General features: G+C 38.8%; 13 protein-coding genes. 7 read left to right on the top strand and 6 right to left on the bottom strand.

Annotation, left to right across the window (positions count from 1 at the left end; translation table 11 throughout):
* Positions 1–420 precede the first annotated feature (420 nt).
* From ACAM22_RS04535 to ACAM22_RS04525, 3 genes are read left to right on the top strand one after another with little or no spacing between them, the layout of a single operon-like run.
* Positions 421–2550, top strand: coding sequence for a Tex family protein (locus ACAM22_RS04535; protein WP_369607016.1), 2130 nt, complete (start codon positions 421–423; stop codon positions 2548–2550).
* Entirely contained in the window at positions 2537–2986 is a 450-nt protein-coding gene (locus ACAM22_RS04530; RefSeq protein WP_369607006.1) for a SprT family protein, read from the top strand. The genes ACAM22_RS04535 and ACAM22_RS04530 overlap by 14 nt, the downstream gene beginning before the upstream one ends.
* Positions 2987–3044: 58 nt before the next feature.
* Positions 3045–3317 carry a PspC domain-containing protein gene (locus tag ACAM22_RS04525; protein WP_084949699.1) on the top strand — a complete coding sequence of 91 codons (273 nt, stop codon included), beginning with the start codon at positions 3045–3047 and terminating at the stop codon, positions 3315–3317.
* A 137-nt stretch (positions 3318–3454) separates the two neighbouring features.
* Here the strand turns inward: ACAM22_RS04525 and ACAM22_RS04520 are convergent, their stop codons facing one another.
* Positions 3455–3652, bottom strand: coding sequence for a hypothetical protein (locus tag ACAM22_RS04520; protein WP_265471808.1), 198 nt, complete (start codon positions 3650–3652; stop codon positions 3455–3457).
* A 427-nt stretch (positions 3653–4079) separates the two neighbouring features.
* Between ACAM22_RS04520 and ACAM22_RS04515 the strand changes: the two genes are divergently transcribed.
* Positions 4080–4838 carry an ABC transporter ATP-binding protein gene (locus ACAM22_RS04515; protein ID WP_000173372.1) on the top strand — a complete coding sequence of 253 codons (759 nt, stop codon included), beginning with the start codon at positions 4080–4082 and terminating at the stop codon, positions 4836–4838.
* 1 nt (position 4839) lies between these two features.
* The gene (locus ACAM22_RS04510; protein WP_369607005.1) at positions 4840–6828 is read left to right on the top strand and encodes an ABC transporter permease; all 1989 of its coding nucleotides are present in this window, start codon (positions 4840–4842) and stop codon (positions 6826–6828) included.
* A gap of 41 nt (positions 6829–6869) precedes the next feature.
* Here ACAM22_RS04510 and ACAM22_RS04505 read toward each other — a convergent pair whose 3' ends face one another.
* Entirely contained in the window at positions 6870–7565 is a 696-nt protein-coding gene (locus ACAM22_RS04505; protein WP_369607004.1) for a VIT family protein, read from the bottom strand.
* A gap of 179 nt (positions 7566–7744) precedes the next feature.
* Here ACAM22_RS04505 and ACAM22_RS04500 point away from each other — a divergent pair, with 179 nt between their 5' ends.
* Together ACAM22_RS04500 and ACAM22_RS04495 are read left to right on the top strand one after the other, a co-directional pair.
* Positions 7745–8446 (top strand): response regulator transcription factor, encoded by a 702-nt coding sequence (locus ACAM22_RS04500; RefSeq protein WP_369607003.1) that lies wholly within the window; start codon positions 7745–7747, stop codon positions 8444–8446.
* A complete protein-coding gene (locus ACAM22_RS04495; RefSeq protein WP_369607002.1) occupies positions 8443–9327 on the top strand; it encodes a sensor histidine kinase in 885 nt (294 codons plus the stop codon). The genes ACAM22_RS04500 and ACAM22_RS04495 overlap by 4 nt, the downstream gene beginning before the upstream one ends.
* 40 nt (positions 9328–9367) lie before the next feature.
* On the opposite strand, the gene ACAM22_RS04490 is transcribed toward ACAM22_RS04495, so the two are convergent.
* The 4 genes from ACAM22_RS04490 to ACAM22_RS04475 all read right to left on the bottom strand — a co-directional run bounded on the left by ACAM22_RS04490 (position 9368) and on the right by ACAM22_RS04475 (position 12544).
* A complete protein-coding gene (locus ACAM22_RS04490) occupies positions 9368–10120 on the bottom strand; it encodes an ABC transporter permease (protein WP_049539333.1) in 753 nt (250 codons plus the stop codon).
* Between the two features lie 10 nt (positions 10121–10130).
* Positions 10131–11039, bottom strand: coding sequence for an ATP-binding cassette domain-containing protein (locus ACAM22_RS04485; RefSeq protein WP_369607001.1), 909 nt, complete (start codon positions 11037–11039; stop codon positions 10131–10133).
* A gap of 141 nt (positions 11040–11180) precedes the next feature.
* Complete coding sequence (locus tag ACAM22_RS04480) at positions 11181–11990, bottom strand: Cof-type HAD-IIB family hydrolase (RefSeq protein ID WP_369607000.1); 810 nt, start codon at positions 11988–11990, stop codon at positions 11181–11183.
* 266 nt (positions 11991–12256) lie between these two features.
* Entirely contained in the window at positions 12257–12544 is a 288-nt protein-coding gene (locus ACAM22_RS04475; RefSeq protein WP_369606999.1) for a DUF3270 domain-containing protein, read from the bottom strand.
* Positions 12545–12949 lie beyond the last annotated feature (405 nt).

Here is a 12949-nt window from a genome sequence, read left to right as displayed (position 1 = left end):
AGAATAAAGTTAACGGAAGACATTTGAGGGCAGAAAGGTTCCTGCCGCACCTCGAAAAAGGTATCTGAGATGCTGGGTACACCGACCAGCCAAGTGTCCGTTATTTCAAAGGAGGGAGCTTAAATGCTCCTTTTTTGTTTAAAAATTTCAAAAAAGATTATCCCCACCGCAGGCTTAGGCTTGCGATTTTTTATTTGCTCTGAAAATTGATTCGTTAACTTCAACAAATAGCTTTATAAAGCGTTTTGTAAAAAATAAAAACAGTGAAATTACTCATAGATTCTTTTGTAAACTATTAGAATTAAATTGCAACCTTCTCAATGAATAGAATATTGAAATGAAGTAAATTTATTTCCCAACTTATGTTTTAAAATTGTAAGAGATAATTTGAATAATATTAGCTTGTGGTATAATAGATTCATGGATAAAAAATATGAAAAAATCTCCCAGGATTTGGGAGTGACGTTAAAGCAAATCGATACCGTTCTAAGTTTGACTGCTGAAGGGGCGACTATTCCCTTTATCGCGCGTTATCGCAAGGACATGACTGGTAGTCTGGATGAGGTGGCGATTAAGGCCATTATCGATTTGGATAAAAGTCTGACCAATCTCAATGACCGCAAGGAAGCTGTTTTGGCGAAGATTCAAGAACAAGGTAAGTTGACCAAGGAATTGGAAGAAGCTATCTTAGCTGCCGAAAAATTAGCGGACGTAGAAGAACTCTATCTTCCATACAAGGAAAAGCGTCGGACCAAGGCAACCATTGCCCGTGAAGCCGGACTCTTCCCACTTGCTCGCTTGATTTTGCAGAATGTAGCCGACTTAGAGAAAGAGGCTGAAAAGTTTGTCTGTGAAGGATTTGCGACTGGTAAGGAAGCATTGTCTGGTGCAGTTGATATTTTGGTTGAAGCTTTATCGGAAGATGTGACCTTGCGTTCCATGACTTATCAGGAAGTGCTGAGACACTCTAAACTCACTTCTCAAGCCAAGGATGAAAGTCTTGATGAAAAGCAGGTTTTTCAGATTTATTATGATTTTTCAGAGACAGTTGGAACTATGCAAGGTTATCGTACCTTGGCCCTCAATCGTGGGGAGAAACTTGGTGTCTTGAAGGTCGGTTTTGAACATGCAACGGACCGTATTCTTGCCTTCTTTGCAGCTCGTTTCAAGGTAAAAAATGCCTACATAGATGAAGTAGTTCAGCAATCTGTTAAGAAAAAGGTCTTGCCATCTATCGAGAGACGCATTCGGACAGAATTAACTGAGAAAGCAGAAGAAGGAGCTATCCAACTCTTTTCTGACAACCTACGCAATCTCCTCTTGGTTGCTCCACTGAAAGGGCGCGTGGTTCTTGGATTTGACCCTGCCTTTCGTACAGGTGCCAAGCTAGCTGTCGTGGATGCAACAGGGAAAATGCTGACAACTCAGGTCGTTTATCCTGTCAAACCAGCATCAGCTCGTCAAATCGAAGAAGCCAGGAAAGATTTGGCAGATTTGATTGGTCAATACGGTGTAGAGATTATTGCCATCGGAAATGGAACGGCCAGTCGTGAAAGTGAAGCCTTTGTGGCGGAAGTTCTGAAAGATTTTCCTGAAGTCAGCTATGTCATTGTCAATGAAAGTGGTGCTTCGGTCTATTCTGCCAGTGAACTTGCCCGTCAGGAGTTTCCAGACTTGACCGTTGAAAAACGCTCTGCTATTTCTATCGCCCGTCGTTTGCAAGATCCTCTTGCCGAATTGGTCAAAATCGATCCTAAGTCAATCGGCGTTGGTCAATACCAGCACGATGTCAGCCAGAAGAAATTATCTGAGAGTCTGGACTTTGTTGTCGATACAGTGGTAAACCAAGTCGGTGTCAACATCAATACGGCCAGCCCAGCTCTTCTTTCACACGTAGCTGGACTCAATAAAACCATCTCTGAAAATATCGTCAAGTATCGTGAAGAAGAAGGAAAAATCACTTCACGCGCCCAAATCAAGAAAGTCCCTCGTCTGGGTACCAAGGCATTTGAACAGGCAGCTGGTTTCCTTCGAATACCAGAAAGTAGCAATATCCTTGATAATACAGGAGTTCACCCAGAAAATTACGCTGCTGTTAAAGAACTCTTTAAGCGTTTAGATATCAAGGACTTGACTGAAGAAGCTCAAACAAAATTAAAATCCGTTTCAATCACAGAGATGGCTCAAGAATTGGATCTTGGACAAGAAACCCTCAAAGATATCATTGCCGATCTTCTCAAACCAGGTCGAGATTTCCGTGATTCCTTTGATGCACCTGTGCTTCGCCAAGATGTCCTAGATATCAAAGACTTAGTGGTTGGGCAAAAGCTAGAAGGAGTAGTGCGTAATGTCGTTGACTTCGGTGCTTTTGTTGATATCGGTATTCACGAGGACGGCTTGATTCACATTTCGCATATGAGTCGCAAGTTTATCAAACACCCCAGCCAAGTGGTGTCAGTTGGAGATTTAGTGACCGTTTGGGTTAAGAAAATTGATACTGAACGTGAAAAAGTCAATCTGTCGCTTCTAGCTCCAGATGAATCTGACTGATTACATTAAGCAGGTTTCACTAGAAGACTTCGGCAGACCTTTTATCCATCAAGCCCAGTGGAATTCTCGTCTACGTTCGACAGGTGGGCGATTTTTTCCCAAAGATGGGCATTTGGATTTTAATCCTAAGGTTTATCAGGAACTTGGTTTAGACGTTTTTAGGAAAATTGTCCGACATGAACTATGTCATTATCACCTCTATTTTCAAGGGAAGGGCTATCAACATAAAGATCGGGATTTTAAGGAACTGTTGAAAGCGGTGGATGGGTTACGCTTTGTGCCAACCTTGCCCAATAGCAACTCCAAGCCAATCAAGCTCTATCGTTGCCAATCCTGCCAGCAAACTTATCAGCGCAAGCGGAGGATTGATACCAAACGCTATCGCTGTGGACTTTGTCGAGGTAAATTGCTACTGATAAATCAGCCTGAGGACTGATGAAAGCCGAGCCTACCCATGATATACTAAGTCTAACCTAGTAGAAAGAGGTAATACCATGAACAGTAAATTTTATAAAATGAGACGAAATCGCATGATTTCAGGAGTTCTGGCAGGTCTAGCAGACAAATGGAACTTTGATGTTACCCTTGTTCGTTTCTTGTTTGCCATTTTTACAGTCGCAAACTTTGGACTTGGTGTGATTATCTATATCATCCTAGCTTCTATCATGCCAACCAAGGAAGAAATTGAAGCAGAAATGTACGGAACAGGTCCACGCAAACGCAAAGAAGCCCAAGCCATTGACGATAATGAAGGCTGGTTTTGGTGAGGTTTAACAAAAGATTTGGAATAAGCAAAAAGCTTTAAATCAATAGTCTAAACTGCTTGATTTAAAGCTTTTTTACTTTTAATAAGATTTTCTCAGCCTCATATACAAATTAAAAATAATATTTTGAACTCATGTTTCTAATCTGATTTTTCATGCTGAGACAATACATTTTTTGAAAAATGATGGATGCTGATAACAACTGATAGCCAGCAAATAGCATAAGCAGTAGCTGTAAATTCTATACCGATAAAGTATGTTTTTTCAACTAAGAGCTGACCGATGAATGGAGAGAGTAGATAGAGAAGTCCGATGAGTATATGTTCTTTATGTTTCATTAAAGCGCACCTTCTTTCCTTATAGGGAGGACGGAATTGCAAGAGTTCAATTGAATGGTGTTTCATCGAAGTAGGCTTACTCAAATGTTAGTTCCGATTCCTCCTTTCCAAAGTAAGCCTTTTCACAATTATATTTTACAACTTTAAAAATAGGAAATCAAATCATTTTCTAAGTAATTTTGCTTACATTTCTCCCAATCTTACAAAAATGTAAGATTAAAGTCTTTTTTGTAAGGTTAGGTTATGGCAAGCAGTCTTTTTTTGATGTAAACTAGACTCATAAAGAACAAAGGAGTAACATCATGAAACAAATCTTACATAAGAAAACTAGAAAACCAAGTCACAAAGATATCGAGCGCGTTCAGCTGGGATGCGCTATGATGCAAGCAACATTTCATTTGATGGGATATTAAGAAAGGAGATTCTCATGACACTTTTAGATGTAAAACACGTTCAAAAAATTTATAAAACTCGTTTTCAGGGCAACCAAGTAGAAGCCCTCAAGGATATTCACTTTACCGTAGAAAAGGGTGACTACGTTGCCATCATGGGTGAGTCTGGTTCTGGTAAATCCACTCTTCTCAATATCCTAGCTATGCTGGACAAACCAACACGTGGTCAGGTTTACTTGAATGGAACTGACACCGCAACCATTAAAAATTCACAGGCTTCTAGCTTCCGTCGTGAAAAGTTGGGCTTTGTCTTTCAAGACTTTAACTTACTAGATACTCTGTCTGTTAAGGACAATATCTTGCTTCCCCTTGTCTTGTCAAGAAGACCCATTACGGAGATGATGAAGAAATTGGTGGTGACAGCTGAGAATCTAGGTATCAACCAATTGCAAGAGAAGTACCCTTACGAGATTTCTGGTGGTCAGAAACAGCGTGTAGCAGTAGCCCGCGCCATCATCACAGAACCTGAAATTCTCCTTGCGGATGAGCCAACAGGAGCCCTTGATTCCAAGTCATCTGCAGCTCTTCTTGATGTTTTTGATGAAATCAATGAGCGTGGCCAAACCATTCTCATGGTAACCCACTCAACGGCAGCAGCTAGCAGGGCTAAACGTGTACTCTTTATCAAAGACGGCATTCTTTACAATCAAATCTACCGTGGAGAGAAGACAGAACGTCAGATGTTCCAAGAAATTTCTGATACCTTGACTGTCATGGCAAGCGAGGTGAATTAGTATGTTTCGATTAACCAATAAGTTAGCGGTATCGAACTTGATTAAAAACCGCAAACTCTACTATCCTTTTGCGCTGGCTGTTCTCTTGGCAGTCACTGTCACCTATCTCTTTTACTCTCTAACTTTCAATCCAAAGATTGCGGAAATCCGTGGAGGGGAAACGATTCAAGCTACTCTAGGATTTGGTATGTTTGTCGTCACCCTTGCGTCAGCCATTATCGTCCTCTATGCCAATAGTTTTGTCATGAAAAATCGTTCCAAGGAACTAGGGATTTATGGCATGCTGGGTTTGGAGAAACGCCATCTAATTAGTATGACTTTTAAGGAGTTAGTGGTATTTGGGATTCTAACTGTTGGAGCAGGTATCGGTATTGGAGCCTTGTTTGACAAGTTGATTTTTGCTTTCTTGCTCAAACTGATGAAATTGAAGGTTGAGCTGGTTGCTACCTTCCAGATGAAAGTTGTCATTACAGTACTTGTTGTCTTTGGCTTGATTTTTCTAGGGCTCATGTTCTTGAATACCCTTCGAATCGCCCGTATGAATGCCCTCCAGCTCTCGCGTGAGAAAGCAAGCGGAGAGAAAAGAGGTCGTTTCCTACCTCTCCAAACTATTCTTGGTTCCATAAGTTTAGGGATTGGCTATTATCTTTCCCTTACCGTAAAAGATCCCCTTACAGCCCTAACAACCTTCTTCTTAGCTGTTTTGCTGGTTATCTTTGGTACCTATCTCTTGTTTAATGCAGGTATTACCGTTTTCCTTCAAATCTTAAAGAAAAACAAGAAATACTATTACCAACCCAATAACCTCATCTCTGTTTCCAACTTGATTTTCCGTATGAAGAAAAATGCGGTTGGACTAGCAACTATCGCAATTTTATCAACAATGGTTTTGGTAACCATGTCAGCCGCGACAAGCATTTTCAATGCCTCAGAATCCTTTAAGAAAGTGATGAATCCGCATGACTTTGGCATTACTGGACAAAATGTTGAAAAAGAAGATTTGGACAAACTCTTGAGCCAGTTTGCAAGTGACAAAGGTTATAGTGTCAAAGAGAAAGAAGTGCTTCGTTACAGTAACTTTGGTATTGCAAATCAAGAAGGAACCAAGTTAACCATTTTTGAAAAAGGACAAAACCGTGTCCAACCTAAAACAGTCTTCATGGTATTTGACCAAAAAGATTATGAAAATATGACTGGTCAAAAGCTTTCTCTATCAGGGAATGAGGTCGGTCTCTTTGCCAAAAATGACGGACTGAAAGGACAGAAAGCTCTAACTCTAAATAACCATCAATTTTCTGTCAAAGAAGAATTTAATACAGATTTTATTGTGAATCATGTCCCAAATCAGTTTAATATTTTTACTACTGATTACAATTACCTTGTTGTTCCTAATTTGCAAGCATTTTTAGACCAATTCCCAGATTCGGCTATCTATAATCAGCTGTACGGTGGTATGAATGTAAATGCCAGTGAAGAAGAACAACTCAAGGTTGCTGACGAGTATGATAAATACCTCGATCAATTTAATGCACAATTAAACACGGAAGGTAGCTATGTTTATGGTAGCAATCTAGCAGATGCTAGTTCTCAGATGAGTGCCCTCTTTGGTGGTGTCTTCTTTATTGGTATTTTCCTATCCATTATCTTTATGGTCGGAACCGTTCTGGTCATCTACTACAAACAAATTTCTGAAGGATATGAAGACCGTGAGCGTTTTATTATCTTGCAGAAAGTCGGTTTAGATCAAAAGCAAATCAAGCAAACCATTAACAAACAGGTTTTAACTGTTTTCTTCCTTCCTTTGCTTTTTGCCTTCATACATCTAGCCTTTGCCTACCATATGCTTAGTCTGATTTTAAAAGTGATTGGTGTAATAGATACGAATATGATGTTGATTGTGACCTTGTCTATCTGCGCTATCTTCCTCATCGCCTATGTGCTGATTTTCATGATTACCTCAAGAAGTTATCGCAAGATTGTGCAAATGTAAAAAAGATACCTCGACTTGAAAATCGAGGTATTTATTGTGTTCTAAATGCTGAAAAGTTGTCCTAGCAGGAAGGTAACTCCCATAGTTAAGAGACCAATAGCAAGGTTCCGAATCATAGCTGTTTTGGTTGGGGCTTTTCCAAGTTTGGCACTAGTGTAACCAGTCACCAATAGTGAAAGTCCCACAATGAGGACAGTAGCAGGGATGCGGTATTCACTTGGGAAAATGGTCACTGACAGCATTGGTGGCAAGCTACCAAGGAAAAAAGAAATAAAGCTAGAGATGGCAGCGTGCCAAGGATTGGTAAATTCTTCATACTCAATCCCATATTTTTCCTCTACCAAAGCCTTGAGTGGATTTTTAAGAAAGGCCTTGTTGGTCAAGAGTTGAGCAGAGGTTTCGCATTCTCCATTTTGGATATAAGCAGTATAGAGAGACTTTTTGGCTAGCTCCATATCTTGGTCTAGCAAGAGTTTCTCACGCGCAACGGCTGCTTCCTCGGTATCTTTCTGAGTTGAAACGGATACATATTCTCCACCAGCCATTGAAAAGGCACCAGCTAAGATAGCTGCAAATCCTGATAAAAAGATAATCCAGATATTGCTCGTAGCACTAGCAACCCCGATAACCACACCAGCAATGGAAATAATTCCATCATTAGCACCAAGAACACCCGCTCGTAGGATATTTAAACGACCTGCAAAATTTGAATCGATTTCGTGATTTGTTTCTGACATACTATTCTCCTTTTTATCCAGTATAAAGGAAAAATATAAGAAATACAATCTTTTAAAACAATCTGAAAAAAGTTGCACGATTTTAATGAACACGATTCTAATGAAAAATAGGAAAAAGCTTTTCTGTTTAAGCTTTATCAATAAAACATGCTATAATAGTTGCAGAAAGGTTGGTATTTATGGCTAGGATATTGGTTATTGAAGACAATAGTGACATTCAAGAGATTTTGCGAACACTTCTTACTGAGGAACATGAGGTGATTCAAGCCTTTTCTGGTACAGAAGGAATCATGCGTTTTGACCAAGGTGGGATTGAACTCGTTTTGCTAGATATCATGCTTCCTGGGAAAAATGGGGATCAGGTTTTAAAAGCTATCAGGGAACAAAGTCAAATTCCTGTCATTATGCTAACGGCTTTGAGCGATAAGAAGCTAATCAGTCAATATCTCTTAGACGGTGCCAATGATTACATAGTCAAACCTTTTGATTTGGACGAAGTCTTTGCTAGAGTTACTGTTCAATTACGCCAAAGTGTAGAAAAACAGCCTGTGGAAATAGGAAAAGCTGAAAATCTACCACAAAACTTGAAAAATATCCAGTTTGATGCAGAAAGTTTTGAAATCAAAAATAGTCAGGAAATAATTCGCCTTGCCAAGAAAGAATGCTTGATTCTCCAAACTCTCCTTAAACACCCTAAGAAAATTTTCACCAAGGAAGAACTTTATGAATTGGTCTGGGAGGAGAGCTATCTACCTGGAGATAATACCCTCAATACGCATTTGAGTAATCTTCGTAAAAAATTAAACCAGCTTGACCCAAATCAAGAATATATTGAAACCATCTGGGGAGTTGGGGTAAGATTAAAAGGAGACAAGCAATGACCTACATGATAATTTTTGTCCTACTAGTACTCCTAATTATTTTATCGATTACATTGATTCGCTACCATATAGCACTTAAAAACTTGAGTCAACAGATTGAAGACAAGATTCTCACAGGTAGTATGAAAAGAGTCGGAGTCAGCATTTTTTCCAAACATTTTTTACATCTCTACCAGCAGATTGAGAATCTATTTCAGGAAGTGGAACAATCTCGGTTAGTGATGAAAAGGGAAAAGCAGACTCTGGATATGGCCATCAGCAATATCTCCCATGATATTCGGACGCCTTTGACTATCGCGTCAGGCTACACCCAACAATTGATAAAGTCTCCTGAAAACAAAGGAGAAACCTTACAAAAAGTAGCCCAGCATCTTGATTTAGTTTCCAAACGTTTGGAGGCTCTCCTAGAATACCGTCGCTTGATGGAAGGAGCTGTCAAGCCAAAACTGGAAGAAGTAGAACTTTCAGCTTTTATCACCAAAAAGACTTTGGCTTATTATGATGTTTTTCAGGCGGCAAATATCACGCTTGATTTTAAGGTTGAAGCTGGTTTAACAACGAGGACTGATGAAGACTTGCTGGATCGTATTTTACAAAATTTACTTGGAAATGTCCTCAAGCATGGCAAGGAAGAAGCGCGGCTATCTTTGAAAAAGGAAAAGGAACAGGAACAGCTTGTCTTAGAGATTGCAAACCTTGTTAAACAGCCCATCAAAAAAATAGAAAATCTCAGCAATCGTTTTTATTCTGAAAATCTATCAGACACGGAAGAATCCTCTGGTTTAGGCCTTTATATCACTGAGGAATTATGTCATCTTCTCGGTACAGAGATGAAACTGAGCACAGATGGGCAGTGGTTATCGGTTTTCATTTATTTTTAACGAAAAGAAACCTCCTCTGTAGGCTAGAGGAGGTCATTTTTTATAGACTTTTCTTTTTGAAAACTGCCAGTCCACTTAGATTAAAGATTAGAATAACAGCTAAGGTAACTATAAGGGTATAGAAAATGGATTCACTATTAGCAGTCATGGCATAGAAAAACTGCAATGATAAATATGGCAAAATTTTGATACTTGGGAAGATGAGCATTGGCATAGAAAGTAAGATAGAGCTGACCAAGTAACCAATAAATACTGCAAGATAAGAATGGCTAACATAGAGAATGAAGGAAACAATCGAAAGCCAAGCAAGGAGGCAAAGGAATTGAAGGGAAATGGTTATCAGTAGATTGCCAATAAAGCCATCAGGCATAGTTCCAAATCCATTTAAGATAGTTGCTGGAATAAAGGCAATCACAAGGCTGATGATAAGTTGCAAAAGTGCAATACAAGCCACTACAAAGGCTTTGGCAAGGAAAAACTCTGTACGAGAAACCCCTACTGTCAAACTATTTTTATAGAGCTTTCCGATTAAATCAACACCGAGAACTAGACAAGTTAGAATAATACAGAGAAAAACGAGGTTTGAACCTTGACTAGATGCGTTAATCAGGGCTTGTACACCGTCCCAACCATGGGTTGGAATTTCTGGCTCTTCTGTCTGGATTGCCATCAGATGGCCAGTAGCTCCTACAGTTGCGCCCATTAGCATGAGAGAAAAGAGAATGAACTCTGTAATCCAGAATCCTTTGGAACGGAAAAGACGGTAAAAGTCTGCTTGAATGGTATGTATCATGATTTTCCTCCTATTCTACCAATTGAGTGAAGTATTCTTCTAGGTTTTGACGGGCGTAGTAAATCTCGTCAATAGCGACATCTGCTAAGGTTAATTTCTTAAGAATCTGTTTGACATCTTGTTCCTGACCAAAAATGTGGATTTCGTTTTCTGAATTAACAACCTTGAACTGGAGCTGGATTTGTTCTTTCAATACTTGGCAAGCTTTCTCCTTATCAGCTGTCTTAAGCACAATATAATCCTCACTTAGTGTTTCAAATTCAGCTTTGCTGATTTCACGGATTATCTTGCCTTGATCTAGAATACCAAAGCGATTTGCTACGAGATAGAGTTCTGACAAGATATGACTAGAAATGAGAATGGTGATTCCTTTTTCTTGATTGAGCCGTTGAATCATCAGACGAAATTCTTTGATACCAATTGGATCAAGTCCATTGATAGGTTCATCTAAGACTAGGAAATCTGGTTTGGAGAGAAGGGCAATGGCGATACCAAGTCTTTGTTTCATTCCTAGCGAGAAATCACGAAAGACTTTTTTACCTGTATCTGACAAGCCTACATAGTCCAGCGTTTCTCGAATGACTTGATCAGCATTTGGAATATGACGAATCATACAGTAATATTTCAGATTTTGATAGGCTGTTAAGTGATTATGGGCTACAGGTGATTCGATCACTGAACCTACTCGAGATAGAGACTTGCTCCACTCATTTTCCGTTTTGCTGGAGAAGAGGGAAACAGTTCCTTTGTCCGCAAAGAGTAGTTGCGTAATGATTTTTATCAAGGTGGTTTTCCCAGCTCCGTTCTTTCCGATAAGTCCATAAATATCTCCTTCTCTTATCGTTAGATGAAGATCCTGAAGAATAGCTTGTTTGTCAAAGTTTTTGGACAATCCATGAATGTCGAGTACTGTTTTCATGATTCTCTCCTTTTGATTTATTTTGATAACTCTAGTATAAAGCATAGAAATCAAAGAAAGCTCAAGGATTTCTAAAGAGTTTCTAAAGTTTTAGGAATTCTTAAATATCAAAACCCAGTTGATATGAACTGGGCTTCTTAATTATAAAATATATTTCTCAATGGCACGCGCAACGCCGTCTTCTTCGTTGCTGGCTGTAACGGCATCAGCTAGGGATTTGACATAATCGCTGGCATTTCCCATTGCAATACCGAGGCCTGAAAACTGGAGCATTTCGATATCGTTATTAGCATCCCCCATAGCCATAATTTCTGATGGCTCGATATTCAAAATCTCAGATAGTCGTGAAAGAGCGGTAGACTTTGTTGTACCAAGTGGCATGGCTTCATAAATGACAGGCTGCGAACGAACTCCACTAAATCGTTGACAGAGTTCTGTAGCAAAACGCTCTTCAAAATCGTCTGTTTGACTCTCTGTACCCAAAAACATCCCTTGGAACATCCGGTACTTACCACTAGTCGCTTCCTCAAGAGAAATTTCAGTCAGGTCTGAAAAGACTAGTTTAGCATCATTTTGAATGATTTCATTAGGCTTACCACCGAGGACAAAATAATGCTCCTCATCAAAAAGAGTCAACTGAACATCACTTTTTTCAGCAAGTTCGTAGAGATATTCAATGTCAGCTGGACTAAGTTCTTGCCAGTCAACTAGTCCCCAGTCACTTGTCTGGTGAGTTGAACAACCGTTGTTAACAATGACATATTCGTTCTGGAGGTCTAGCCCCAGTTTTTTGTAGTAGGGGAGGACACCGAAAAGCGGGCGACCCGTACAGAGAACCAGTTTGACACCTTTTTCAATAGCTTGGTGAATGGCTGTGATGTGAGCTTGTGGGATTTCCTTAGATTCATTAAGGAGGGTTCCGTCCATATCCAAGGCTAGTAGTTTAATCATAAGACTTCCTTCTTTTTCTTTTGGTATTATTATAGCATATTTTGGAGAAGAAATTGATAGGAAGCTTGGGACTAATTGATTTTATAGTTTAGGATGTTTGGAGAACGTTTATTAGAAAAGGTTACACGTTATTCAATTAAGTAGATAATTATATTTGGCAAGCTGGTCAAAAAAACAGAGGATTTAAGATGAATAACACATTTTTCATCTTAAATCCTCTGTTTTCCTTAATTTTTTACAAATCAACTTAGATGGGTTATTATGATTTATCTTCTAAATTTTCGTTTGATAATAGAGCGTTGGACTTTTAAAATAAGTAAGCTGGATCCGATTGCTGCGGCAAAGGCAAGAGCAGTTGATAATTTTAATGCTAAAAAGATAAAACTAAAGATAGCAATACAGATACAAAAAACAGCGATATTAACAAAAAATAGGATTTCCTTGAGATTGGCATCAGATTGCGCTTCAGGTGTATAATCTTGATAGCGAGGAACCTGATGGTTTAATTCTTCTTGATAGTCTACCTCATAGGATTGTAATTTTCTTACAGGCATTATTCTCTCCTTAACTGTACATACCTATTTTATCATTTTTTAATCGGATAATTATTACAGTAAGGTTACAAAAAGAATAAAGTCCCTTTTCATTTTCAAACTATTGTTCAGGACACTATAGTTTGAAAATAATAGTACGCATAATATTAAGATTGTTAAACACCTATTAAAAATAGATTAGTAGAAATTGAAACAGTACATTAATACTCTTCAAAACAAGTTAGCGTCATCTTGTATTAGGTATATGTTACTAATTTGGTCAATTTTATCTACAATCAAAAAGCTGTTCTTTGATTTTTATTGAGTATATAGACTGCAAATTGCGCTTAAAAATGGTATAATGGTAAAGTTATATAGTCCCGATAAGATGGTAGAAATTTCTATTTTTTCTTTCGAGTCGCAACT

The organism is Streptococcus sp. SN-1, from assembly GCF_041154385.1.
Lineage (GTDB): Bacteria > Bacillota > Bacilli > Lactobacillales > Streptococcaceae > Streptococcus > Streptococcus mitis_CT.
Note: the sequence above shows the minus strand (reverse complement) of the source record. Positions and strands in the feature narration are given on the sequence as shown.